This window comes from Azorhizobium sp. AG788, assembly GCF_943371865.1.
Classification (GTDB): domain Bacteria; phylum Pseudomonadota; class Alphaproteobacteria; order Rhizobiales; family Xanthobacteraceae; genus Azorhizobium.
The window spans coordinates 1-22,908 of the sequence record NZ_CALRWL010000008.1; the positions used below are offsets into that span (position 1 = coordinate 1).

Below are 22,908 nucleotides of genomic sequence, written 5' to 3' on the forward strand. Positions count from 1 at the left end.
CACGGACGCGGTCCGTGGCGCGCGGCTCCCTTCGGGCGCCGATGCCAGCGTCGCATAGAGGCTCTTGCGGCGCAGGTTGGGATTGTAGTGCGGGTCCACCAGCGTGCTGGCGTGCCACCGCGCCTCGAACCGGGCGCGCTGTGCTTTCAGGCGCTCGCGATGGGCCTTGGCGCGCCGCCGCCCGCGCGAAGCGGATTCGTGATGCACCAGGCAGGCGAAGGGGCTCCACACCACCTCATAGCCGGCGGCCATGGCCCGCAGGCACAGGTCGATGTCGTTGCAGTCCTCGGCAAAGCGCTCCGCGTCCAGGGGGCCGATCCGGTCCCAGCAGGTGCGGCTGATCAGCAGGCAGGCGCCGGTGACGGCGGAGAGATTCTGCCGGCTGTGCAGACGGTCCTCATAGCCGCCCGCAGTGGCGGCGGCGTGGGCGAACCAGTGTCCGGCATAGGCGAACAGTCCGGCGATGACGCCCGCATGCTGGAGCGTGCGATCGGGAAACAGCAGCTTGGCCCCGACGATGCCCGTACCGGGCAAGCAGGCCAGAGCCACCATCTCGTCCAGCCAGCCGGGCTCCACCACTTCGATATCGTTATTCAGCAGGCAGATGAGGGCGCCGGATGCCACGTCGACGCCGCGATTGCAGATGCGGGGATAGTTGAAGCCGCCATCATCGCGCACCACCTGCGTCGCCGGCCAGAGCGCCTTTACCTCGTCGAACAAGGCAAATGTCTCCGGTTCCGTCGACCCATTGTCGACAATGATGATCTCAAATTCCCGATACCGGGTCAGGGCGATGAGGGAGCGCAAGGCGAGACCCAGCAGGTCTGCGCGGTCACGGGTGGGAATGACGAAGGAGACCAGCGGGCGCGGGTCCGCAGGCGTATAGACCGGTCGCAACCGCCCCTCGGTGTGAAGCACCTGCGTCACGCCGGTGGCGTCGCGGACCGCGCGTGCCGCGGCATCGATGTCGCGAGGACCGAATGTGTCGCCGTGATGATCCGGTGTCCGCGAAAACGCCACCCGAGGGAGGTGGTAGATGGCGGAGGCGGGAAGCGTTTCAACCGCCCGGAGCCGCAGATCATATAGGACGGCGCCGCCGAATCCGGGCCGTGCCCCGGCGATCGCTCGCAGCAGCGTTGCGCGAAACACGCACGACTGGCCGATATAGTCGACGCTCCGCAGCAGATGGGGATTGAAGGCGGGCTTGAAGATGCCTTCCATGGGATGGCCCGCCGCATCGAGGCGTTCCTCATCGGTATAGAGCATCTGGCCGTCGGGATGGGCGGCGAAGGCCGCACGCAACATCGCCACCGCGTGCCGGGTGGGACGGGCGCAGGGGTCGAGGGGCACCAGAAGCGTGCCCGTGGCCGCTTCGAGGGCGCTGTTGAAGGAATCGGCGGGATCGCTGCTCGGCGGGTGCAGCCGTCGCACGCGCTGATCTGCGCCGACGGCATCTGACGCCACCGTGTCCGGTTGCACCACCAGCCACTCCCACCCCGGGTCGCTCTGCGCCAGAAGCGCATCCCGGCACGCGGCCAGATCCATGCCGGAGGCGGGCAGGACGGTGACGAAAGAGATCGACAGATCCGCGCCGGGAGCGACGGGGGCGCCGGCGTCTTCCCCATAACGTGCCCGATAGCGCCGGTAGTGGTCGGCCTGCTCCTGGCGATGGGCGGGGGAGCTTTGGAGCAGGGCGCCGTGCAGGCCGCGCAGATTGCGGGCCGCAGCTCCGGCCGTACGCCACCGTTTCGCAATCCCCGACGACCCGAACCGACCGCTCAGGAAGGCGTGGAGCTTGAGGCCCAGCTTGCTGCGCGGGAAATAGCCGAGGCGCACCGCAGGCGCGGTGGTGAACACCGTCACCGCCGCCGCTCCCCGAGGGATAAAGACGGCGTCCTCCCCATCCTGCATGCGGGCGCGGGACAGGTCACGCCCCGCCCCATCCCGGAACACCATATCGATGGGCGCATCGACCCCGCGCAGCACCAGAACGAACACCAGGCCCTTGCCGCGCACCTTGAGCCGGACGCTGGTCGGCAGTGTAGCGCTGGGTTGGCCGGCGGCGTTCCGGGTGATGCGCAGCCAGCGCGGCGGGATCTGTTCGGGCATGAAGCGCAACCGGGCCTGACACGTCGGGAAAGGAGAGACCACACTCTCCGGCGATCGGTTGAAGCACCATTGGGCGGTGGCCGGCAAGCGGGGACGCTTGACGCCGCCAGCCGCAGGGCCTTGAAGTTCGCGGCCGGCGGGGGCTTCAGCCTGTGGCCGCCGAAAGGGAGTCGTTCATGTCGCGGAGCGTGGATCTGTTCGTCATCGGAGGCGGCTCCGGTGGAGTACGCGCCAGCCGTATCGCTGCCCAGCACGGTGCCAAGGTGATGCTGGCGGAAGAATTCCGGCTCGGTGGCACCTGCGTGATTCGCGGCTGCGTGCCCAAGAAGCTGTTCGTCTATGCCGGCCGCTACGCCCACGACCTGGAAGACATGGCCGGCTATGGCTGGACGGTGGAGGGCGCGCGTTTCGATTGGCCGACCCTGGTGGCCAACAAGGATCGCGAAATCGCCCGGCTGGAGAGCATCTACCAGCGCAATCTGGAAGCGCCCGGCGTGGAGATCATCCGCGACCGCGCCGTGGTGACGGGCGCCCATACGGTGCGCATCGTCGGCACCGGCGAGACCATCGAAGCCCGCCACATCCTGATTGCGACCGGCGGGCACCCGGCGCTCGGGCCGGCGATTCCGGGGGCGGAACTGGCCATCACCTCCAACGAGGCCTTCCATCTTCCGACGCTGCCACGGCGGGTGCTGGTGCAGGGCGGCGGCTATATCGCGGTGGAGTTCGCCTGCCTGTTCCGGGCGCTGGGCTGCGAAGTCGCCTTGGTGCTGCGCGCCGAGCAGATCCTGCGATCGTTCGACGACGACGTGCGCCATCATGTGGCGGACGAGATGCGCCATTCGGGCATCAATATCCTCACCGGGCGGTCGCTGACCTCCATCACCGCGACGGCGGACGGCAAGCGGGTGGAACTCTCCGACGGCAGTCATGTGGAGGTGGATGAGGTGATGCTCGCCATCGGGCGGATCCCCAACACCAGGAACCTGGGCCTTGAAACGGCAGGCGTGATCGTCGACGGCGTCGGTGCCATCCCGGTGGATGTGCACGGCCGCACCAATGTGCCCTCGATCCACGCCGTCGGCGACGTCACCAACCGGGTCAATCTGACCCCAATGGCGATCCGCGAGGGCCATGCCTTCGCCGACACTGTGTTCGGTGGCAAGCCCTGGCAGGTGGACCACCATCTGGTTGCCACCGCCGTATTTACCGAGCCCGAGATCGGCACCGTGGGCCTCTCGGAAGCTGCGGCGCGGGAGGCGGGATTCACGCTCGACATCTACAAGGCGCAGTTCCGCCCCATGCGGGCGACCCTGTCCGGGCGTGCCACCCGCATGCTGGTGAAGCTCGTCGTGGATGCGGACACCGACAAGGTTCTGGGCTGCCATGTGGTGGGCGAGGCGGCATCCGAGATCATCCAGATGGCGGCGGTGGCCATTGGCATGGGGGCCACCAAGGCGGACTTCGACCGGACCGTGGCGGTGCATCCCACAGCGGCGGAAGAACTGGTGACGATGCGCACGAAATCCTCTTGAGCGCGCGGGGCACAGGTCTGGACGGCACTGGCTCCAAGATGCAAAAGAGCGTCATGCTCAAGCTTGGATCGAGGGACGCTGTGCGCACGTCATTTGTTGCCGTTGGGGCACTTTTTCTGACCTTTACGGTCCAGGCGGAAGGGGTGGCCGCGGCGCCGATTCTGCCCGCCCAGGATCGGCCAGGCGCGGTGCTCAAATATCAGGTCCTGACCCCGCCGGACCGGCAGGCGACCCTGGAGGCCTTCACGGAGAAGAAGGTTTCCGGCGCCAAGTTTGACACGCTGGACGCCTGTACGCTGCGGGAGACGACGGAGCCGGATGCCACGCGGGTGAAACTCGCCAAGGTCATTGCCGATTGCGTCAAGGAAACCGGGTTCTGATGCCGGGCCACCCGGCCTCTGCGCCGGGCGGCCCGTGTGGATCAGTTCTGACCTTGGACCCTCGTGCCGAACAGCCTGCCGTTTTCAGCCCAAAGCGTTGCGCCCAGGGCGAGCAGACCCAGCACCAGATAGCCCAGCACCAGCGGCAGCACCGATCCGGCCACCGCCTGCCCGAACAGCATGCCGAGCACCGCGCCCAGCAGGGTGGTGTAGAAGCCGATGAAGGACGAGGCGGTGCCCGCAATGGCCCCCAATGGCTCCATGGCCATGGAATTGAAGTTGGGCACGGTGAGCGCGAACAGGGCCTGATTCAGCGCCAGCAGCCCGCAGAACAGGATGAGCGGCGGCTGGCCATGGTAGGCCAGGGCCAGCCCCACCTGAACCGCGCCCACCAGGGTGAAGCCGATCACCCCCCCATGGGAGAGGTGGCGCATGCCCACCGTCCGCACCAGCTTGGAATTGAGGAACGAGGCCACCGACATCACCGCCGCCACCGATGAGAAGGCGAGGGGGAACCAGACCCCCAGATGGTAGATCTCCGAATCGAAGATCTGCTGCGCCGATCCCACATAGGCCATCAGCGATCCCATCATCAGGCCCATGCCGGTGGCGTAGCCAAAGGCTTTCCGGTTGGTCAGCGTCAGGCGCATGCCGCGCACGATGCCGGTGACGGAAAACGAGACCCGATACTCAGGATGCAGGGTTTCCGGCATGCGAATGGCGAACCACACCGCGAGGACCACGGCCAGCGCGAACATGGCCAGGAAGATGAAGTGCCAACTGCCCACCAGCAGGATGGCACTGCCGATGCTGGGCGCCACCACCGGCACGATCAGGAACACCATCATCGACAGCGACATGACGCGGGCCATCTCCTGGCCCTTGAAGCGATCCCGCACGATCGCCACCGAGAGCACGCGCCCCGCCGCTGCCCCCATGCCCTGGATGCCCCGAGCGATCAACAGCACCGCAAAGCTGTCGGTCATGGCGGCAAGGGCGCAACCCAAGGCGTAGATGGACAGGCCGATCATCAAGGCCGGCTTGCGTCCGATCACGTCGGAAATGGTGCCGAACACCAATTGCATGATGGCAAAGCCGATCATGAACGCGGTGACGATCAGTTGCAGGTCGGAAGCCCGCGGGACCGATAGGTCCGCGCGGATTTGATCGAAGGCCGGCAGCAGATTGTCGATGGAAAATGCGGTCGTGCCCATCATCAAGGCGATGAGCGCGACGAACTCAAAAAAGGACGGTGCGGGGGCCGACGGCTTCGCCGCACCCCTGTCGTGTGTTGTCATATGCGGTCTCTGTATGGCCTGGAAGGCGGTGCGTGACGTGTCCACCGGACGCCCTTTTAGGCCATCCGGGAGACACCCGCCCGCCTGATCTTGGCGGGGATCGCCGGTGCTGCACGCGCTGGGCGCATGCCTGCCCCACCGGAAAACCGTCGGCCTCCCGCACTTTCCAACGGAGCCATGGCCCCCCATGTTCCGGTTTCGTGCCCTGGTGCTCTCGTGTATAAGCCCTGCTTCCGTAGTCCTGTGACCCATGAGCGCCAAGGACCGGAGCGCACGGCGCATGTGTGCCGCGCGATAGCTGGATGGAGATTTCTATGACCACCCGCCCTGTTTCCGACCGCATCCCGAGCGCCGAGACCTCTTCTCGCCGCGCCGAAGGCTGGCGTCCGGATTCCTGGCGATTTTATCCGGTGGTCCAGGTTCCGGAGTATCCGGACGCGGCCGCTTTGGTGGAGGTGGAGCGCAAGCTCGCCTCCTATCCGCCGCTGGTTTTTGCAGGTGAGGCCCGCCGCCTGAAGGCGCATCTGGCCAAGGTTGCGGCCGGCGAAGCCTTCCTGCTGCAGGGCGGTGATTGCGCCGAGAGCTTCGACGAGCATTCGGCGGACAACATCCGCGATTTCTTCCGCGTTTTCCTGCAGATGGCGGTGGTGATGGCCTTCTCCGGCGGTGCGCCGGTGGTGAAGCTCGGCCGCATTGCCGGACAGTTCGCCAAGCCGCGCTCCTCCAATACGGAGATCGTGGACGGCGTCGAGCTGCCCAGCTACCGCGGCGATATCGTCAACGACATCGCCTTCACCCCGGCCTCCCGCGTGCCCGATGCGGCGCGGCAGATCGAAGCGTACCGCCAGTCGGCGGCGACGCTGAACCTGCTGCGGGCATTCGCGTCCGGCGGCTATGCCAATCTGTCCAATGCCCATCAGTGGATGCTGGGCTTCGTGAAAGATTCGCCGCAGTCGCATCGCTATCAGGAACTGGCGAACCGCATCACCGAGGCGCTCGATTTCATGCGTGCCTGCGGGATCGATCCGCAGGTCCATCCCGAGCTGCGCTCAACGGACTTCTTCACCAGCCATGAAGCCTTGCTGCTGGGCTATGAACAGGCGCTGACCCGGGTGGATTCCACCTCGGGTGACTGGTACGCCACCTCCGGCCACCTGTTGTGGATCGGTGATCGTACCCGTCAGGCCGATCATGCCCACGTGGAATATTTCCGCGGCATCCGCAATCCGATCGGCATCAAGTGCGGTCCGTCCCTGACGCCGGACGGCCTCATCCGCCTGCTGGACATTCTCCAGCCGGACAATGAGCCGGGCCGGATCTCGCTGATCTGCCGCTTCGGATCGGACAAGGTGGGCGACAGCCTGCCGGCGCTGGTACGGGCGGTGGAGCGGGAAGGCCGCACGGTGGTGTGGTCGTGCGATCCCATGCACGGCAATACCATCAAGGCCGGCTCGGGCTTCAAGACCCGGCCGTTCGATCGCATCCTGTCGGAGATCCGCAGCTTCTTCGACATCCATGCGGCCGAGGGCACCTATGCCGGCGGCGTGCATCTGGAGATGACCGGCAAGAACGTCACCGAATGCACGGGCGGCGCGCGGGCCATTTCCGACGAAGATCTGCGTGATCGCTACCACACCTATTGCGACCCGCGGCTGAATGCCGAGCAGTCCATCGAACTGGCCTTCCTGGTCGCCGAACTGCTCAAGCGTGAGCGTCAGGCCCGTGGTCGCCCCGAGGTGGTTGCTGCGGAGTGAGGGCTGGCCGATCCAGTCAGCGCACGTCCCGTCCAAGATGAAAATGCCCCGGTTCGCCGGGGCATTTTTGTATCCGGTCGGCTTTGGGGCGATCAGGCCGCCGCGGCGGCGCCGCGCACCAGTCCGGTGACGCCGGCAAAGGCGCCCGGGTTCAGTTCCGCCACCAGCAGCCGTGCCGGATCCACCGGGCCGGGCATGGTGATCTGGCCGTGAGGCACGACCACAAAGCCGAACCTCGCATAATACGGCGCATCGCCCACCAGCAGGACCAGATTGTGGCCCTGAGCGCAGGCGGCCTCCATGCACACCCGCATCAGCCGCGCGCCGATGCCCACCGAGCGGAACGGCGGTTCCACGGTGAGCGGACCCAGCAGCAACGCCGGCGTATCGCCGATCCCGATTGGGGTGAGCCGCACCGATCCGACCATCATCGTGCTCACATGGGCCGTGAACGACAGGCTGAGGTCCGGGGGCGTGTGCTCGCGCAGCCGAAAGGCGGTGCGTGCGAACCGACCAGGGCCGAAGGTGCGTTGATGCATCCGCTCGATGGCGGCGGTGTTGGCGGGGGACTCGTGGGCAATGGTGATCGGAAGTTCGGTCATGATCTAACAGCCAAGGGCAAAGCAGAGACAGGCCCGCCCAGGCCGGCTTGACGGTCTCAGGCGGACAGACGCAGAGGGGCACGCGCGGTGAAGCGCGGCTCGTGCTCTCGTCGTCGCTGGGCAACCTGGATCATGACATCCTCAAACTGGAGGCGGGCGATTAGCACGGCAGGCGAGACCGGTCCAGCGGGTCGGTGGGCGAGGGCGCAACGTCGCGGTGAGCCGAACAGCGGCTGGGGGCTCGAGTCGTGCGCAGAAGCCCATTGCCGGGGGCACCGGCGCATCGCAGAGTACCGTTCGTGGGGAGACCCTGGTCTCGCCATTGACCGCTTCGCCGTCACCTTTGCCCGCACGACGCGGCAGGGTTTCAAACGCATCCGGTGCCGCCAAGCATGGGATGCGCGGAACTCGGCCATTGAGGCCAGTTCGACCATCGGGCCGGCGAAACCGTCATTGGAATGGCGGTGAGGACATCCGTTCACGCAATGAGGCGACCGCCTGGCCAAAGGCCAGGACGGTGCCCGAGGAGGCGCAAATGGCAGGTTGGATTTTCAATTCCGCTCTGGGACGGGCAGGGGCCATGGGCTCGATATCCGCCAGCCGGGCGCGCTGGACCGCGCCACGGGCGGCGATGGCGGTCGCACTACTCGCGATGGCGGGGCTTTGGGCCGGCGGGCCTGCGCTGGCGCTGGACGCCATCGTCGAGAAGAAGAGTTTCACCTTGCCCGCATATACGACGGCGGGCGGCGTACCATTAAAGGATGTAAAGGTCGGCTGGGAATCCTATGGGACCCTGAATGCCGACAAGAGCAACGCCATCCTGGTGACGCACTTCTTTTCCGGCACCAGCCATGCGGCTGGTAAATACAAGGCTGATGATAAGGTCCCCGGATATTGGGACGCGATCATCGGCCCCGGAAAGCCGCTCGATACGGATAAATACTATATAATTTCATCGGATACGCTGGTCAATCTGAACGCCAAGGACCCGAACGTCATCACCACCGGCCCGGCCTCGCTCCAGCCCGGCACCGACAAGCCCTATGGCATGAGCTTCCCGGTGGTCGGCATCCGCGATTTCGTCAATGTGCAGAAAGCCCTGCTGGACAGCCTCGGGATCAAGAAGCTGCATGCGGTGATGGGCGCCTCCATGGGCGCGCTCCAGGCCTATGAGTGGGCGGCCGCCTATCCGGAAATGGTCTCCCGCGTGGTGCCGGTGATCGGCGCCGGGGACGCGGACGGCTGGCTGGTGGAATGGCTTGATCTCTGGGCGGCGCCGATCCGGCTCGACCCGAACTGGAACAATGGCGACTATTATGGCCGAACCCCGCCCGACAAGGGCTTGGCGCTATCGCTGAAGATCGTGACCATGCAGGCCGGCTACTGGACCTGGGCCGACGATGCGTTCGGCCGGAAATGGGCGGAGCCGGGCCAGGATCCGGCCAAGGCCATGGGCAATCGCTACGCCATCGAGGCGGCGCTGGACAATGTCGGCGCCGCGCGGGCGCAGGTGGCCGATGCCAACCACCTGCTCTATCTGGTCAAGGCCAATCAGACCTTCGTGGCCGGCGGTGACGGCGGACTGGCGCGGATCAAGGCGCCCGTTCTGCTGATCTCCACCGGGGAGGATCTGGTGTTCCCACCTCCGGCCATTCAGCGCACGGCCGACGGCATTCGCGCCGGTGGTGCCAAGGTGGAGCAGGTGACCATCGGCGGCGGGCGGGGGCACCTGAATGGCGTGGTCAACATCTCCGAGGCCTCGGGCGCCATTACGCGCTTCCTCGCGCAATGAGGTCGCGCCAATGTGAATGATATTCACATTGGCGCGGATCTGCGCTAGCGTCTCCCGGTTCATGTCGGGAGACGCTTATGACCCTTGCGCCATTTCTTGCGGCCTCAGCGGCGATCCAGGTGCATGTGGTCGCGGCTCTGGGGGCGTTTGCCCTGGGCGCGGTGCAGATGCTCTCTCCCAAGGGAACACCCGTCCACCGCCGCCTGGGCAGGGTATGGGTGGCCGTGATGGTGCTGGGGGCGGCGAGTTCATTCCTGATCCACGAACTGCGCATGTGGGGCGCCTGGAGCCCCATTCACCTTCTGTCGGTCATCACCCTGGTCGGCCTCTGGCGCGGATGGCTGGCCGCGCGGCGGGGGGACGGCCTAATCCATGCGCGGATCATGGCGCTGCTCTTCGTTTTTGCCTTGATCGGCGCCGGTGTCTTTGCCTTGCTGCCCGGTCGCTTGCTGCATCAAGTGGTGTTTGGGTAGGGTTTGTCGACGCGCCGGGCAGAGGGTTTTTGCGATGCAGCGACGTTGAAATCCGCGATGCGCGAAGTCTTGTTTTCAAGTCTTTGATTTCATGAATGTTTCTGCGCGCCGCCCGGAGGCGCTGCACTGGCGTCTGCGCGGTGAATCGGCTAAAAGAACGCTACCTTTGCCGACCATGAAAGAGTTATCGTTTGGCTGATCACGAGACGCCGAAGATGGGAAGCGCTGCGCCTTCCGACATCCGGCCCGTATCCATCACCGACGAGCTATCCCGCTCGTATCTCGATTATGCGATGAGCGTCATCGTTGCACGCGCCCTCCCGGACGTGCGCGACGGCCTGAAGCCGGTGCATCGTCGCATCCTGTTCTCCATGCATGAGAACGGCTACGAGTGGAACAAGCAGTACCGCAAGTCGGCGCGCGTGGTCGGCGACGTCATCGGTAAATACCATCCCCATGGCGATCAGTCGGTCTATGACGCTTTGGTGCGCATGGTGCAGTTGTTCTCCATGCGGCTGCCGCTGATCGACGGGCAGGGCAATTTCGGCTCGGTGGACGGCGATCCGCCGGCGGCCATGCGCTATACCGAGGTGCGCCTCGAAAAGGTCACCCAGAACCTGCTGGATGAACTCGGCCAGGACACGGTCGACTATCAGGACAATTACGACAACAGCGAGAGCGAGCCCACCGTCCTTCCGGCGCGGTTCCCCAATCTGCTGGTGAACGGCGCCGGCGGCATCGCGGTGGGCATGGCCACCAACATCCCGCCGCACAATCTGGGCGAGATCATCGACGGCACCGTGGCGCTGCTGGATGACCCGGCGCTGGATCCGGAAACGCTGCTGGACTACATCCCCGGCCCCGATTTCCCCACCGGGGCACTGATCCTCGGCCGCCAGGGCATCCGCCAGGCCTATATGACCGGGCGCGGCTCGGTGTTGATGCGCGCGCGGGTGTCCATCGAGACCGTGCGCAAGGAGCGCGAGGCGCTCATCATCACCGAGATCCCGTATCAGGTGAACAAGGCGACGATGATCGAGAAGATCGCGGAGCTGGTGCGCGATAAGCGGCTCGAAGGCATCGCGGAAATCCGCGACGAGAGTGACCGCGACGGCATGCGGGTGGTGATTGAGATCAAGCGCGACGCCCAGGCGGACGTGGTGCTGAACAATCTCTATCGCATGACCCCGCTGCAATCCTCGTTCGGCGCCAACATGGTGGCGCTGTCCGGCGGCCGGCCCTCGGTCATGAATTTGCATGACATGCTCACCGCGTTCATTGCCTTCCGCGAGGAAGTCATAAGCCGGCGAACAAAGTTCCTGCTGCGCAAGGCCCGCGACCGGGCCCACGTCTTGGTCGGCCTCGCCATCGCAGTGGCGAACATCGATGAAGTCATTCGCTTAATTCGGACGGCGCCGGATCCGGCCACCGCCCGCGAACGGCTGATGGACCGTGATTGGCCGGCTAAGGATGTCGAGTCGCTGATCGTCCTGATCGCCGATCCGCGCCACACCGTGTCGGCGGCCGGCACCTATCGCCTGTCGATGGAACAGGCCCGCGCCATCCTCGACCTGCGCCTGCAGCGCCTCACCGCCCTCGGCCGGGATGAGATTTCCGACGAGCTGGACAAGCTGGCGATCGAGATCGCCGAATATCTGGAAATTCTCGCCAGCCGGCCGCGGATGCGGGCGATCATTCGCGAGGAACTCCTCGCCATCAAGGCCGAGTTCGGGACCCCGCGCCGCACCGAGATCACCGAAGGCTTCGGTGACATGGACGATGAAGACTTCATCGCCCGCGAGGACATGGTGGTCACTGTTTCCCACGCCGGCTACGTCAAGCGGGTGCCGCTCTCCACCTATCGGGCGCAGCGCCGCGGCGGCAAGGGCCGTTCAGCCATGCAGACGCGGGACGAGGATTTCGTCACCCGCCTGTTCGTGGCCTCCACCCATGCCCCGGTGCTGTTCTTCTCCTCCAAGGGCCAGGTCTACAAGCTGAAGGTGTGGCGCCTGCCAGCCGCAGCGCCCCAGGCGCGCGGCAAGGCCCTGATCAACATCCTGCCCTTGGCGCAGGACGAGCGGATCACCTCCATCGTGCCCCTGCCGGAGGATCCCGAGGATCACAAGCGCTGGCAGATGATGTTCGCCACCACCGGCGGCAATGTGCGGCGCAATGAGCTGGCGGACTTCAGCCAGGTCAATCGCAACGGCAAGATCGCCATGAAGCTGGAAGAGGGCGAGGCCATCGCCTCGGTCCAGCTGTGCACCGAGCAGGACGACGTGCTGCTGACCACCGCCAACGGCGCCTGCATCCGCTTCCCGGCGACCGAGGTCCGCGTCTTCAAGGGCCGCGATTCCGTCGGCGTGCGCGGCATCCGGCTGGAGGAGGGCGACAAGATCATCTCCATGGCCATCATCACCCATTCCAACGCCTCGGCGGAAGAACGGGCGGCCTATCTGCGCATCTCCGGTGCCGAGCGCCGCGCGCTTAGCGCCAATCCGGCCGAGGAGCCGGCGGTGGTAGAGGCCGATGCCGAGGAGGCCGTGGGCGGCGATGTTCAGGTGGACAAGGTCCGTCGCCTGGAAATGCAGACCAATGAGCAGTTCATCCTGACGGTGTCGGAGAACGGCTACGGCAAGCGCACCTCATCCTATGAATACCGGGTCACCGGCCGCGGCGGCAAAGGCATCGTCGCCATGGCGGTGAACGAGCGCAACGGCAAGCTCATCGCCTCGTTCCCGGCCAAGGACAGCGACCAGATCATGCTGGTGACCGACGGCGGCCAGCTGATCCGCTGCCCGATCCATGGCATCCGCATCGTCGGCCGCGCCAGCCAGGGCGTGATCGTGTTCGACACTGCCGCTGACGAGCGGGTGGTCTCGGTGGAGCACATCAGCGAAGACGAGGCCGCTGAAGGGACCGAGGGCGACGACGGCCTCGATCTGGCCCCGGATATCGCCCCCGAGGAGTGACCGCCCATGATCTCCGGTCAGAGCCTGTTGATCTTTGTCCTGGCGTGCCTCGCCCTCGGGGCGACGCCGGGACCGAATGTGGCTCTGATCGTGGGCACCAGCCTGAAGCATGGCCGGCGCGCCGGCCTGCTCAGCGCGATCGGCGTCAATGTTGGCATCGTGCTGCAATTGGCGGTGGTGGCGGCCGGCCTGTCCTGGGTGGTGGAGCTGTTTTCCCGGCATTTCGATCTGGTGCGCTACGCGGGTGCGGCCTATCTCTTGTGGCTGGCGGTCCTGCAGTGGCGCCATGCGGGGCAGGGGGAGGCCGGTCCCGCGCCGTCCGGCCATGCGGCGTTTGGGCGGGGCCTGGCGGTGGCGTTCGCCAATCCCAAGACCTTGCTGTTCCATGCGGCCTTCCTGCCGCAATTCATCACCAATACCGCCGACCCGGGACCGCAGATTGCTCTGCTGGCGGCGATCTTTGCGGTCATCGCGCTGGTGGGGGACATGGTGTGGGCCGTAGTCGCCGATCGCGCCCGCATGGCGATCTCGGGCCGGTTCTCGCGGGTGGCGGACCGGGTGTCGGCAGGCATTCTGGCCGGCGGCGCCCTGGTGCTGCTGGCGGCCGGCCGGCGCTGAACCTCACGCGCACTCGCCCGCTGCCCATTGCGCGCGGCGGCGCCAGCGGCTAACCGTTCCCGCATGAGCACGCCTCCCACCCATACCCGTCGCGTCGCCATCTATGGTGGGTCGTTCGATCCGCCCACCAATGGGCATCTGGATGTGGTGCGCTCAGCCTCGCGGCTCGCGGACCATCTGGTGCTGGCCGTGGGCATTCATCCCGGCAAGACGCCGCAATTCTCCGCCGAGGAGCGCCTTGCCATGCTGGCGGAGATCTGCGGCCCCATCGCCGCCGAGGAAGGCGCAGCGCTGGAGGTGCTCACCTTCAGCGATCTGGTGGTCAATGCCGCCCGCCGCTGTGGCGCGACGCTGCTGATCCGCGGCCTGCGCGACGGCACCGACCTCGATTATGAAATGCAGATGGCCGGGATGAACGGCGCCATGGCGCCGGAAATCCAGACGGTGTTTCTGCCGGCTTCGCCACGGGTGCGCCCCATCACCGCCACGCTGGTCCGGCAAATCGCTGCCATGGGGGGCGATGTCTCCTCCTTCGTGCCGCCTCTCGTGCTGGCACGGCTGAAGGCCAAATATTCCTGAGCTTGTTGTCCGACGGTTCGTCCCGCCTTCCCATAGCCCCACGCTTCTGCGGACCCCAAGGGTTTGCGGGCGTGCTTGCAAGGAGCACTTCATGTCTCGTCTCATCGGCCGCCGTCTGTTTGCCGGTCTCGCCCTCGCTGCGATGATGAGCCTGCCGGCCGTTGCGCAGACCGCCGCCAAGCCCGATCCGCAGAACACGCTCTATCTCGACACCAGCTATGGCCGGGTGGTCATCGCCCTGCGCCCCGATCTGGCGCCCAAGCATGTGGAGCGGCTGAAGACCCTGGCGCGCGAGGGCTTCTATAACAACGTGCCGTTCCACCGCGTCATCGACGGCTTCATGGCCCAGACCGGCGATGGCCAGTTCGGCAACGGCACCGGCGGTTCCAAGTATCCCAACCTGCCGGCGGAATTCTCCAAGACCCCGTTCGTGCGCGGGACGGTGGGCATGGCCCGCTCGTCCTCGCCGGACAGCGCCAATTCGCAGTTCTTCATCTGCCTGGGCGAAGCCTCCTTCCTCAACGGCCAGTATACGGTTGTGGGCCAAGTGGTCTCGGGCATGGAGTTCGTGGACAAGATCAAGAAGGGCTCGAAGGAGCAGAACGGCTCCGTGCCCAATCCCGACCGCATCGTGAAGATGCTGGTGGCGTCCGACGCCAAATAGGCCCGCGCGGCGTTGAATCCACGTAAGCCGACAAACATATCACCAAAGGAGAGGCCCCATGGCTGACGAACTTCTCGTGCTCGAAACCACCAAGGGCGACGTGACCATCGCTTTCCGCCCCGACTTGGCCCCCGGCCATGTGGCGCGTATCAAGGAACTGGTGGCGGAAGGCTTCTACAACGACGTGCCGTTCCACCGCGTCATCGAAGGCTTCATGGCCCAGACCGGCGACGGCCAGTTCGGCAACGGCACCGGCGGTTCCGGCAAGAAGCTGAAGGCTGAATTCAACAAGCAGCCGCACGTGCGCGGCACCTGCTCCATGGCCCGCGCCCAGAGCCCGGACAGCGGCGACAGCCAGTTCTTCATCTGCTTCGGCGATGCCCGCTTCCTCGACGGCCAGTACACCGTGTGGGGCGAAGTGGTCTCCGGCATGGAGAATGTGGACCAGATCAAGCGCGGCGAGCCGGTGGCCAATCCGGACAAGATCGTCAAGGCCCGCCTCACCGCCGCCGAGTGATCGGCGCCGCCGCGGCGGACCGACTGAATGCAATAAAAAAAACGCGCCGGCCTCCAAGGCCGGCGCGTTTTGCATTTCCGAGAGAACGATCGACCGGCGGTCACTCTTCCAGGCGCGAGCGCCGCAGGATCTTCAGATAGGGCGGGCGGGGAATGGCCGCGTGCGCCGCCCGCAGCGCCGCCGACCAGCGCTCGCGCAGATCGTGGAAATAGGGCTCGCCCGGCTCGATGCGGTAGTTCAACTCCGCTTCGAGGGCATCGGGGCACAGCACCATCACATCAATGGGCAGGCCGACGCCGAGATTGGAGCGCATGGTGCTGTCCATGGAAATCAGGCTGCTCTTCAGCGCGTCGGAGATTTCCATGTCGTAGGTGACGGCCCGGTCGAGCACCGGCTTGCCGTATTTATGCTCGCCGATCTGCAGGAACGGCGTGTCGGTGGTGCACTCGATGAAGTTGCCGGCGGAATAGACCATGAACAGCCGCAGCGGCCCGCCGGCGATCTGGCCGCCCAGCAGGAACGAGACGTCGAAGCTGACATTGCTCTGCTCCAGCGCGCCCGCATCCACGGTATGGACCTGACGGATGGCGCGGCCCACCAATTGGGCCGCCTGGAACATGGTGCGGGCATCGCGCAGCATCTGCCGCTCGCCGGCCTCATGGTCCTCCACGCCCTCGTGCAGCAGGCTGATGACCGACTGCGACACCGACAGATTGCCCGCAGAGGCGATGGCCATCACATAATGGCCCGGCTCCTCGAAGATGTGGAGCTTGCGGAAGGTGGAGATGTTGTCGAGCCCGGCGTTGGTGCGCGTGTCCGCGATCATCACCAGCCCGTCCCGCACCAGCACGCCGCAACAATAGGTCATCTTATGTTCCCGTTCCCCGGCGCCTTTTTACGATCCTGCGGCGCAAGCCGCAATGCGTCGATCCACGTATGCGGTGCCGGTAGCTGAAAAGCGCTACCGTTTTGACACGTGGGTGATCGATTCCGTGGACAAGCGCACAAAATCGCCGATGGGGTCGGCTGGTGGGACCGGCGGGCCGGCGCTATTCCACCTCGGCCTCGGCGCCGCCGCGGCGGAAGGGGCCGAGGGCGGTGAGGTCTTCATTGGCCTGCGCCACATGCTCGCGCTCGCGGTCGAGATAGTGCTTCACCGCGCTGCGCAGGCCCGCGTCGGCGATCCAATGGGCGGAATAGGTGGTGCGGGGCAGGTAGCCGCGGGCGAGCTTGTGTTCGCCCTGGGCGCCGGCTTCCACCACCTTCAGGCCGTGGGCGATCGCGAAATCCACCGCCTGATGGTAGCAGATCTCGAAATGCAGGAACGGGTGCTGCTCGGTGCAGCCCCAATAGCGGCCATAGAGGGTGTCGGCGCCGATGAGATTCAAGGCGCCGGCAATGTAGCGTCCCTCCCGCTTGGCCATCACCAGGAACACCTGATGGGCCATGCGTTCGCCGAGCAAAGAGAAGAACTTCCGGTTCAGATAGGGCTGGCCCCATTTGCGGGCACCGGTATCCATGTAGAAGACGAAAAACGCATCCCAGGCGGCTTCGGTGATCTGGGCGCCGGTGAGCCATTCGATCTCGATGCCCGACGCCAGGGCCTCGCGCCGTTCCTTGCGGATGGCTTTGCGCTTGCGGGAGGCTAGCGCCTCCAGGAACTCATCAAAGCTGGCGTAGCCCTCATTGATCCAGTGAAACTGCTGGTCGGTGCGCTTGAGGAAGCCGAGGTCGGCCAGTCCCTGCCATTCGGTTTCGGTGGCAAAGGTCACATGTACCGACGAGGCGCGCCGGAGCTTGGCCAGTTGAACCAGCCCGGTGCCCAGCACCTCGGTAGCGTTCGGCACCCCGGCGTCCGGGCGGACCAGCAGGCGGCGGCCCGAGACTGGGGTGAACGGCACGCTCACTTGGAGCTTGGGATAATAGGCCCCGCCCGCGCGCTCATAAGCCTCGGCCCACCCCTGGTCGAAGACATATTCGCCGCGGGAATGGGATTTCAGATAGGCCGGCACCACGCCCGCCGCCGTGCCGTCGGGACCATCCAGCACCAGATGCTGCGGCTGCCAGCCGGTGCGCGCCCGCACGCAGCCCGCCTCCTCCAGCGCGCTGAGGAAGGCGTGGGAGACGAACGGCTCGGGCCTGGGCTGGTCCCCGGCGGCGCAGGCATCCCACTGGGCGGGGGAAATCTCAGACAGGCTGGGAAGGATACGGATTTGCGTTTCGGTCATACCGGCCGGATGCGGTGACAGGAGGGACCACGGCGCAGGACCGGCGCGGCGGCCCCCTCAGTCTGGCATGGGGCGGCGTGCCCTTGCATCACTTTTTCGGGTAGGGCTTCAGGATCAGGATGCCGAGGTCCTTCAGCGGGAAGAAGTCCTTGGCCTTCATCTGAAAGCGCGTGGGGCTGATTTTCTTCACGCCGGTGCCGCAGAAGCTCACCAGATTCTCCGGCGCGCCCTTGTCCACGGTGAGGGTGAAGTCGCCGATGGAGCCGGCCCAGTTGCCTGCGGTCTTCAGGATGTAGTGGATGCGGGCGTCGGAGAAGACCGGTTGCATTTCGGGCTTGCTGCCCTTGGATGCGCGGTCCACCGCGGCCAGGAGCGTGCTGTCGATGCAGAAGGTGTCGGCCATGGAGCGCTGCTCGGCGGCGATCCATGGATTGTCCTTGTCCACCTTCATGCCCACCAGCGTGCCCACCGACATGCCGACGCTGGGCTTGTACTGGTGTTCCACCACCAATTCCTTCCCGGCGGGGAAGGTCTGCATCCAATAATAGGTGGTCTTCAGGGTCCAGCGCGGCGCGAGATGGCGTTCGGTGCCCTTGCCGGCGTCAAATTCATCCACCTGGACCAGGCCGATATCCAGCAACTCTTGCCACTTGTCCTTCGGCAATGCGTCGAGCGCCTTGCCTGTGGCCGACATCTGCGGCGCCAGCGGCACCTTGAGATCGATGAGCATCTGGGTGCGGTCGATACCCAGGGCGAACACCTTCTGCTCCACCTTGGTGATGACCGGCTTGCCCTCCACCAGGGTTTTGAAGTCGAGGAAGTTCTCGCTGTCCTCCACCGGGATGGACTCGGTGCTCTCCATGCTCACCATGATGTCCGGCATGGGGAAGGCCACCAGCGTATGGACGTCCTTGGCAGCGGTGCTCTTGAACACATAGCGCACCCGCACTTCCTGCTCGGAGATGAACAGGTCCTCGGACTTCATTGCGATGTCGTCGGTGGGCACGAACACCAGCCCGCCGGCGGCCAGTGCTGCCGTGGTGTCGTTGGCCTTGCCGGGAACGGTGCCGAGCGTCAGGGCCCCCAGCGTGGCGGCGAGAACAAGCGCGCCCCTGGCCGTGTCGATCCGCCGAAAGGCGCCGGTGCGTCCCCGTGTCATGCCCGATCCGAACATCGCAATCTCCAATGCCGGGATGTCCGGCGGTCTGTCCTGAATGGCCGCAGTCAGGGCCGGAAGGTCTCGAAGATCATCTGGTCGGCACCCGATGCGCACCGCGCCCGATCCTGCGGGCTGCGCACCGTCCATGTGAGCACCGGCATGCCGCAGGCGCGCGCAAGCCGTAGCACGGGGGCGCCCAGATCGGCGACGCGATAGGCGATGAATTGGAAATGCGAGCGCGGCCAGTGCAACAGATGGCCCATGGTCCAGCGCTGCAGCGCGCTGAGGCCGGTCCACTCGCTGTCGCCATACCGCCGCTGCGCCACGATGCCCCGGCGCACCTTGGGCGCCGCTTCGGCCACCGCCGCGACCATTTCAGGGTCGAAGGACATCAAAGCGATGGGGCCGGCATAGGCCGCTGCCAGCTCCGCGGTGCGGCGGGCGAGGCGCACATCGCCGGTGAAGGCGCTCTTGATCTCGACCAGCAGCAAGGTCCGCCCGTCCACCCGCGCCAGCAGCTCCGGCAGCGTCATCATGGCGTCGGCGGTGCCCTTGAAGGCGAGGGCCTGCAATTCGGCCACGGAGAGGTCCGCCACCTTGCCGCAGCCGGTTGTCAGGCGCTCCAGGGCAAAGTCATGGAACACCATGGCTTCGCCGTCGCGCGACAGCTGGACGTCCACCTCAATGGCGTAGCCGCCCGCCACCGCCGCATCCACGGCGGAGGCGGTGTTCTCGATGATCCCGGCCGCCGCATCGTGGAGACCACGATGGGCGACCGGGCGCGCGGTCATGGAGAACGGGCCGGCCACGGGGCTCAGGCCACTTCGAAGATGGCTTCCACTTCCACGGCGGCATCAAAGGGCAGCGCGGCAATGCCGACTGCCGAGCGCGCATGCCGGCCCTTGTCGCCCAGCACTTCCACGAACAGATCGGAGCAGCCGTTCATCACCTTGGGCTGATCGACGAAATCGGGGGCGGAGTTCACGAAGCCCACCAGCTTCACCACCCGCACGATCTTCTCCAGATCGCCGAGGGCGGCCTTGGTCTGGGCCAGCAGATTGATGGCGCACAGGCGCGCGGCGGCGCGACCGGCTTCAATGTCGATGCCGGCGCCGAGCTTGCCGGTGCTGAGCTTGCCGGCACCGTCGATGGACACCTGGCCGGAGATGAACAAGAGGTTGCCGGTGCGCACGGCAGGCACATAATTGGCCAATGGCGCCACCGGGGTCGGCAGGGTGATGCCGAGTTCCGCCAGTTTCTGCTCGATGGTTTGCGACATTATCTTCTCCTGCCACACCTTGTGCGCATTTTGCGACTTCCTCTTCGCTGAACCGGGGCCGCCGCGCAAGCGCGCAGGGCGGTCTGCAAGGAGATCTGCGATGCCGCGTCTGCTGGGGCCTTCGAGCCTTGCCTTGGTCCTTCTCGTGTCCAGCCTCGCGCCGGCTGCGGCCGATGCGCTTCTGCCGCACCGGGCGGGCTACAAACTGGTGCTGGATGCCACCAAGAGTTCCCGCCGTCTCGACGGCGCCACCGGGCGAATCGACTACGAAATGCGCGGCGATGCCTGCGAAGGCTATACGGTGAACATGCGCCAGACCTCGACCCTGGACACAGGAGAGGGCGCCCCGGTGCGCGCCGATATGGCCTCCACCAGCTGGGAGGACGGCGGCGGCGCCAGCTATCGCTTCAAGACCCGCGATCAATTGGACGGGGATACCAAGTCGGACGTGGATGCCCAGGTCACGCGAGGCGATAACGGGACCTTGGTGGTCAAGATCGCCAAGCCGGATCCGCGCACCGTGGAGCTGAAGGGCCGCATCCTCATGCCCACCGAGCATGTGGTCCGGGTCCTGGCCGCCGCTGCGGCCGGCGAGAGCCTGTTCGAGGCCAAGGTCTATGACGGCTCCTCCGACGGCACCAAGGTCTACAACACCCTGGCGGTGATCGGCCGGCCCAGCACCGACGAATCGAAGCTGCTGCCCGCGGCCAAGCCCGTCCTGGGCGGCCATAGCTTCTATCCGGTCAGCGTGAGCTATTACGACGTGGAGAAGGACGCCAGCGCGCCGGAATATGTCATGAGCTTCTCGCTCTATGACAACGGCGTCATCGGCGAACTGAAGATCGACTATGGCGACTTTGCGCTGCGCGGCGCGCTCGAGACCATCGAGCCGCTGAAGGCCTCCGCGACGTCGTGTGACAAGAAATAGGCCGGTCTTGCGCCATGAATGACCACGGGAGCGTGCATGTCATGGTGCGCGGCCGCGTCCAGGGCGTGGGTTACCGCGCCTGGTGCGCCGATGCGGCCGAAGCGCGCGGCTTGACGGGCTTCGTGCGCAACCGACGCGACGGCGCCGTTGAGGCGGTGTTCGCCGGTCCGTCGGCCGCGGTGGACGCCATGGTGGCTGAATGCCGATCCGGACCGGCGGCGGCGCGGGTGGACGCGGTTCTCATCCAGCCGGCGACGGATAGCGCCCCGGACCATGGCTGGGGCAGTGGCCGCTTTCTGGTGCTGCCAACCCTGTGACGCCGCAAACGCCACGCCCGCCAGATCGCGCGACGGAAGTGGTGGCCCGTGCTTTCCCTGCAATAGTCAGGTGCCGGTAAGACGGCTATAGAACCGCCCTCTGACGCAGCGTCCAAGGAGGATGTCGTGCGCGTTTCCCCCGCATCGGTGCCGAACGAATTGCGCTATGGCAGCCCGCCCTATGGCCGGGCGCCCGTCGCGCCGACGCCGTGGTGGGCGCGCCCCTCGGGCATTGCCATCATTGTGGCCGCCTGGGCAGTGGTCCACGCTTTGGTGGCGATCTGGCTCGAATCGGCCATCAATGTGGACGATGCCATCGAGAGCTATCTGGTCCAGTCGTTCCAGGTCAGCTACGTCCCGCGCAATCCGCCGCTGTTCGACTGGGTGCTCTACGGGCTGCTGTGGCTGTTCGGCCCCGGCCCGCTGCCGTATGCGATCCTGCGCTACAGCCTGCTGTTTACCTGCGCCATCCTGGTCTACCGCGTCGCCCGGCAGGTGATCGCCGACCCGCGCCTGCAGGCGCTGGCGGTGTTCTCGCTCTCGCTGCTGTGGGTCGTCGGCTACCACAGCCACCGCATCCTCACCCATTCCAACGTGATGATCGTGGCCATCGCCGGCAGTTTCCTGACCTTGACGGCGCTGTCCCGGCGGCCCTCGGCCTGGTTGTATGCGGGGCTGGGCGGCTGGATCGCGTTCGGCCTCCTGGGCAAGTTCGGCTTCCTGCCGTTCCTGGGCGTCCTGGTGATTTCGAGCCTGTTCGAGCCGAGCTTTCGGCGGGCGTTGCTGAATCCGGGCATCCTGCTCACGGTGCTGGTGGCGGCGGTGCCCCTGGGCGGGTATGCGCTGGCGCTCTATCTGCTGAAGCAGGACGTGGTGGCCGCCACCGCGGAAGTGGTCGGCCCCTCCGCCGACGCCACGCTCGGCCATGTGCTGGACTCGTTTGCCGGCGCCTGGGTGGGATATCTGCTGCCGTTCATCGCCCTGGCCGCCGCCGTGTTCCTGCCCCTGAACCGCGGCGAGGATGCGCTGCCGAGCACGCCGGAACGGGCGGCCCCCCGCCACGTGTTGCGAACCATGATTGTCCTGGGGACGGTCGGAACCCTGGTGGGCGCGCTGGCGGTGGGCTCCACCAGCCTGCGCGACCGCTATTTCCACGTCTTCTTCCTGCTCTCCACCGTCTATGTGTTCGCGGAACTGGAGCGCCTGGGCGGGTGGCAGACCCGGGTGAAGCTGTATCTCGGCGTTCTGCTGGCGGTGGCGGTCGGTGTGGTGGGGGTGCGGGCGGCGGTGACGCTCTGGCCGGACTCCCGGCTGTGCGGACGCTGCGTGTCCGCCGAACCGCTGAAGTCGCTGCGCCCGGCGATCGACTTCCAGCTGGGAACAGCACCCACCCTGGTGGCGGACGACCGCATGTCCGCCGGTCGCCTGAAGGCGGCCATTCCCAACGCGCGGGTGGTGATCGTCCACGAGACCGGCTACCGCCCGCCCGCCCGTCCGGCCACCGGCTGCGCGCGCATTTCCGGCATCGCCAACGGCCTGGGGAATTTCACCTTGCCCAAGTCCGACGGCACCTCCATCGACCTGTGGTTCAAATGGTGGGGGCCTTTGCTGCGGCCCCGGCGCCAGAGCCTGTGGCAGATCACGCCGCTGAAGGCTGACGATCCGCTCTGTCGCTGAGCGGATCGTGGTCCTTGGGGACGAGGT

21 protein-coding genes are annotated in these 22,908 nt (G+C 66.1%); 13 read left to right on the forward strand and 8 right to left on the reverse strand.

Annotated features, from left to right (window positions below; all coding sequences use genetic code 11):
• Positions 1–2,109, reverse strand: a 2,109-nt coding sequence (locus AAG816_RS06890; RefSeq protein ID WP_341988833.1) for a glycosyltransferase family 2 protein, incomplete at its 3' end; no start/stop codon positions are given.
• A 176-nt stretch (positions 2,110–2,285) separates the two neighbouring features.
• Here AAG816_RS06890 and gor point away from each other — a divergent pair.
• Positions 2,286–3,644: a glutathione-disulfide reductase gene (gor, locus tag AAG816_RS06895; protein WP_341988834.1), complete on the forward strand. Its 1,359-nt coding sequence runs from the start codon at positions 2,286–2,288 to the stop codon at positions 3,642–3,644.
• A gap of 143 nt (positions 3,645–3,787) precedes the next feature.
• Entirely contained in the window at positions 3,788–4,024 is a 237-nt protein-coding gene (locus AAG816_RS06900; protein WP_341988835.1) for a hypothetical protein, read from the forward strand.
• Between the two features lie 41 nt (positions 4,025–4,065).
• Here AAG816_RS06900 and AAG816_RS06905 read toward each other — a convergent pair whose 3' ends face one another.
• On the reverse strand, positions 4,066–5,322 hold the full coding sequence (locus AAG816_RS06905; RefSeq protein ID WP_341988836.1) for a multidrug effflux MFS transporter: 1,257 nt from the start codon (positions 5,320–5,322) through the stop codon (positions 4,066–4,068).
• Positions 5,323–5,636: 314 nt separating this feature from the next.
• Between AAG816_RS06905 and AAG816_RS06910 the strand changes: the two genes are divergently transcribed.
• The gene (locus tag AAG816_RS06910; RefSeq protein WP_341988837.1) at positions 5,637–7,076 is read left to right on the forward strand and encodes a 3-deoxy-7-phosphoheptulonate synthase class II; all 1,440 of its coding nucleotides are present in this window, start codon (positions 5,637–5,639) and stop codon (positions 7,074–7,076) included.
• 92 nt (positions 7,077–7,168) lie between these two features.
• On the opposite strand, the gene AAG816_RS06915 is transcribed toward AAG816_RS06910, so the two are convergent.
• Positions 7,169–7,678 carry an N-acetyltransferase gene (locus AAG816_RS06915; protein WP_341988838.1) on the reverse strand — a complete coding sequence of 170 codons (510 nt, stop codon included), beginning with the start codon at positions 7,676–7,678 and terminating at the stop codon, positions 7,169–7,171.
• Between the two features lie 535 nt (positions 7,679–8,213).
• On the opposite strand from AAG816_RS06915, the gene AAG816_RS06920 reads away from it, so the two are divergent.
• The 7 genes from AAG816_RS06920 to AAG816_RS06950 all read left to right on the forward strand — a co-directional run bounded on the left by AAG816_RS06920 (position 8,214) and on the right by AAG816_RS06950 (position 15,293).
• Entirely contained in the window at positions 8,214–9,470 is a 1,257-nt protein-coding gene (locus AAG816_RS06920) for a homoserine O-acetyltransferase (protein ID WP_341988839.1), read from the forward strand.
• Between the two features lie 77 nt (positions 9,471–9,547).
• The gene (locus AAG816_RS06925; RefSeq protein WP_341988840.1) at positions 9,548–9,943 is read left to right on the forward strand and encodes a DUF2306 domain-containing protein; all 396 of its coding nucleotides are present in this window, start codon (positions 9,548–9,550) and stop codon (positions 9,941–9,943) included.
• A gap of 215 nt (positions 9,944–10,158) precedes the next feature.
• Positions 10,159–12,915 carry a DNA gyrase subunit A gene (gene gyrA, locus AAG816_RS06930; RefSeq protein ID WP_341988841.1) on the forward strand — a complete coding sequence of 919 codons (2,757 nt, stop codon included), beginning with the start codon at positions 10,159–10,161 and terminating at the stop codon, positions 12,913–12,915.
• 6 nt (positions 12,916–12,921) lie between these two features.
• A complete protein-coding gene (locus AAG816_RS06935; protein WP_341988842.1) occupies positions 12,922–13,533 on the forward strand; it encodes a LysE family translocator in 612 nt (203 codons plus the stop codon).
• Positions 13,534–13,596: 63 nt separating this feature from the next.
• Positions 13,597–14,112, forward strand: a complete 516-nt coding sequence (gene coaD / locus AAG816_RS06940; RefSeq protein ID WP_341988843.1) for a pantetheine-phosphate adenylyltransferase — start codon at positions 13,597–13,599, stop codon at positions 14,110–14,112.
• Between the two features lie 91 nt (positions 14,113–14,203).
• On the forward strand, positions 14,204–14,776 hold the full coding sequence (locus tag AAG816_RS06945) for a peptidylprolyl isomerase (RefSeq protein ID WP_341988844.1): 573 nt from the start codon (positions 14,204–14,206) through the stop codon (positions 14,774–14,776).
• Positions 14,777–14,834: 58 nt separating this feature from the next.
• Positions 14,835–15,293 (forward strand): peptidylprolyl isomerase, encoded by a 459-nt coding sequence (locus tag AAG816_RS06950; protein ID WP_341988845.1) that lies wholly within the window; start codon positions 14,835–14,837, stop codon positions 15,291–15,293.
• Between the two features lie 100 nt (positions 15,294–15,393).
• On the opposite strand, the gene AAG816_RS06955 is transcribed toward AAG816_RS06950, so the two are convergent.
• The 5 genes from AAG816_RS06955 to AAG816_RS06975 form a co-directional block, all read right to left on the reverse strand.
• Positions 15,394–16,161, reverse strand: a complete 768-nt coding sequence (locus AAG816_RS06955) for a peptidase (protein WP_341988846.1) — start codon at positions 16,159–16,161, stop codon at positions 15,394–15,396.
• Positions 16,162–16,342: 181 nt separating this feature from the next.
• Complete coding sequence (locus tag AAG816_RS06960) at positions 16,343–17,521, reverse strand: GNAT family N-acetyltransferase (RefSeq protein WP_341988847.1); 1,179 nt, start codon at positions 17,519–17,521, stop codon at positions 16,343–16,345.
• A gap of 88 nt (positions 17,522–17,609) precedes the next feature.
• Positions 17,610–18,680, reverse strand: a complete 1,071-nt coding sequence (locus AAG816_RS06965; RefSeq protein WP_341988848.1) for a DUF4424 domain-containing protein — start codon at positions 18,678–18,680, stop codon at positions 17,610–17,612.
• A 65-nt stretch (positions 18,681–18,745) separates the two neighbouring features.
• Positions 18,746–19,471, reverse strand: a complete 726-nt coding sequence (locus AAG816_RS06970) for a glycerophosphodiester phosphodiesterase family protein (protein ID WP_341988849.1) — start codon at positions 19,469–19,471, stop codon at positions 18,746–18,748.
• Positions 19,472–19,494: 23 nt separating this feature from the next.
• On the reverse strand, positions 19,495–19,959 hold the full coding sequence (locus AAG816_RS06975; protein WP_341988850.1) for a RidA family protein: 465 nt from the start codon (positions 19,957–19,959) through the stop codon (positions 19,495–19,497).
• 100 nt (positions 19,960–20,059) lie between these two features.
• Between AAG816_RS06975 and AAG816_RS06980 the strand changes: the two genes are divergently transcribed.
• From AAG816_RS06980 to AAG816_RS06990, 3 genes are all read left to right on the forward strand, one after another.
• Positions 20,060–20,887: a cell envelope integrity EipB family protein gene (locus tag AAG816_RS06980; protein ID WP_341988851.1), complete on the forward strand. Its 828-nt coding sequence runs from the start codon at positions 20,060–20,062 to the stop codon at positions 20,885–20,887.
• Positions 20,888–20,901: 14 nt separating this feature from the next.
• The gene (locus AAG816_RS06985) at positions 20,902–21,204 is read left to right on the forward strand and encodes an acylphosphatase (RefSeq protein ID WP_341988853.1); all 303 of its coding nucleotides are present in this window, start codon (positions 20,902–20,904) and stop codon (positions 21,202–21,204) included.
• Positions 21,205–21,330: 126 nt separating this feature from the next.
• The gene (locus AAG816_RS06990; protein WP_341988854.1) at positions 21,331–22,881 is read left to right on the forward strand and encodes a glycosyltransferase family 39 protein; all 1,551 of its coding nucleotides are present in this window, start codon (positions 21,331–21,333) and stop codon (positions 22,879–22,881) included.
• Positions 22,882–22,908 lie beyond the last annotated feature (27 nt).

Bases quoted from the DNA above. Each gene is read 5' to 3' on its own strand.
- AAG816_RS06905 (WP_341988836.1), bottom strand. From the start codon at position 5,322: ATGACAACACACGACAGGGGTGCGGCGAAGCCGTCGGCCCCCGCACCG.
- AAG816_RS06925 (WP_341988840.1), top strand. From the start codon at position 9,548: ATGACCCTTGCGCCATTTCTTGCGGCCTCAGCGGCGATCCAGGTGCAT.
- AAG816_RS06960 (WP_341988847.1), bottom strand. From the start codon at position 17,521: ATGACCGAAACGCAAATCCGTATCCTTCCCAGCCTGTCTGAGATTTCC.
- coaD (WP_341988843.1), top strand. From the start codon at position 13,597: ATGAGCACGCCTCCCACCCATACCCGTCGCGTCGCCATCTATGGTGGG.
- gor (WP_341988834.1), top strand. From the start codon at position 2,286: ATGTCGCGGAGCGTGGATCTGTTCGTCATCGGAGGCGGCTCCGGTGGA.
- AAG816_RS06935 (WP_341988842.1), top strand. From the start codon at position 12,922: ATGATCTCCGGTCAGAGCCTGTTGATCTTTGTCCTGGCGTGCCTCGCC.
- AAG816_RS06945 (WP_341988844.1), top strand. From the start codon at position 14,204: ATGTCTCGTCTCATCGGCCGCCGTCTGTTTGCCGGTCTCGCCCTCGCT.
- AAG816_RS06910 (WP_341988837.1), top strand. From the start codon at position 5,637: ATGACCACCCGCCCTGTTTCCGACCGCATCCCGAGCGCCGAGACCTCT.
- AAG816_RS06965 (WP_341988848.1), bottom strand. From the start codon at position 18,680: ATGACACGGGGACGCACCGGCGCCTTTCGGCGGATCGACACGGCCAGG.
- AAG816_RS06950 (WP_341988845.1), top strand. From the start codon at position 14,835: ATGGCTGACGAACTTCTCGTGCTCGAAACCACCAAGGGCGACGTGACC.
- AAG816_RS06915 (WP_341988838.1), bottom strand. From the start codon at position 7,678: ATGACCGAACTTCCGATCACCATTGCCCACGAGTCCCCCGCCAACACC.
- AAG816_RS06955 (WP_341988846.1), bottom strand. From the start codon at position 16,161: ATGACCTATTGTTGCGGCGTGCTGGTGCGGGACGGGCTGGTGATGATC.
- AAG816_RS06920 (WP_341988839.1), top strand. From the start codon at position 8,214: ATGGCAGGTTGGATTTTCAATTCCGCTCTGGGACGGGCAGGGGCCATG.
- AAG816_RS06970 (WP_341988849.1), bottom strand. From the start codon at position 19,471: ATGACCGCGCGCCCGGTCGCCCATCGTGGTCTCCACGATGCGGCGGCC.
- gyrA (WP_341988841.1), top strand. From the start codon at position 10,159: ATGGGAAGCGCTGCGCCTTCCGACATCCGGCCCGTATCCATCACCGAC.
- AAG816_RS06975 (WP_341988850.1), bottom strand. From the start codon at position 19,959: ATGTCGCAAACCATCGAGCAGAAACTGGCGGAACTCGGCATCACCCTG.
- AAG816_RS06985 (WP_341988853.1), top strand. From the start codon at position 20,902: ATGAATGACCACGGGAGCGTGCATGTCATGGTGCGCGGCCGCGTCCAG.
- AAG816_RS06980 (WP_341988851.1), top strand. From the start codon at position 20,060: ATGCCGCGTCTGCTGGGGCCTTCGAGCCTTGCCTTGGTCCTTCTCGTG.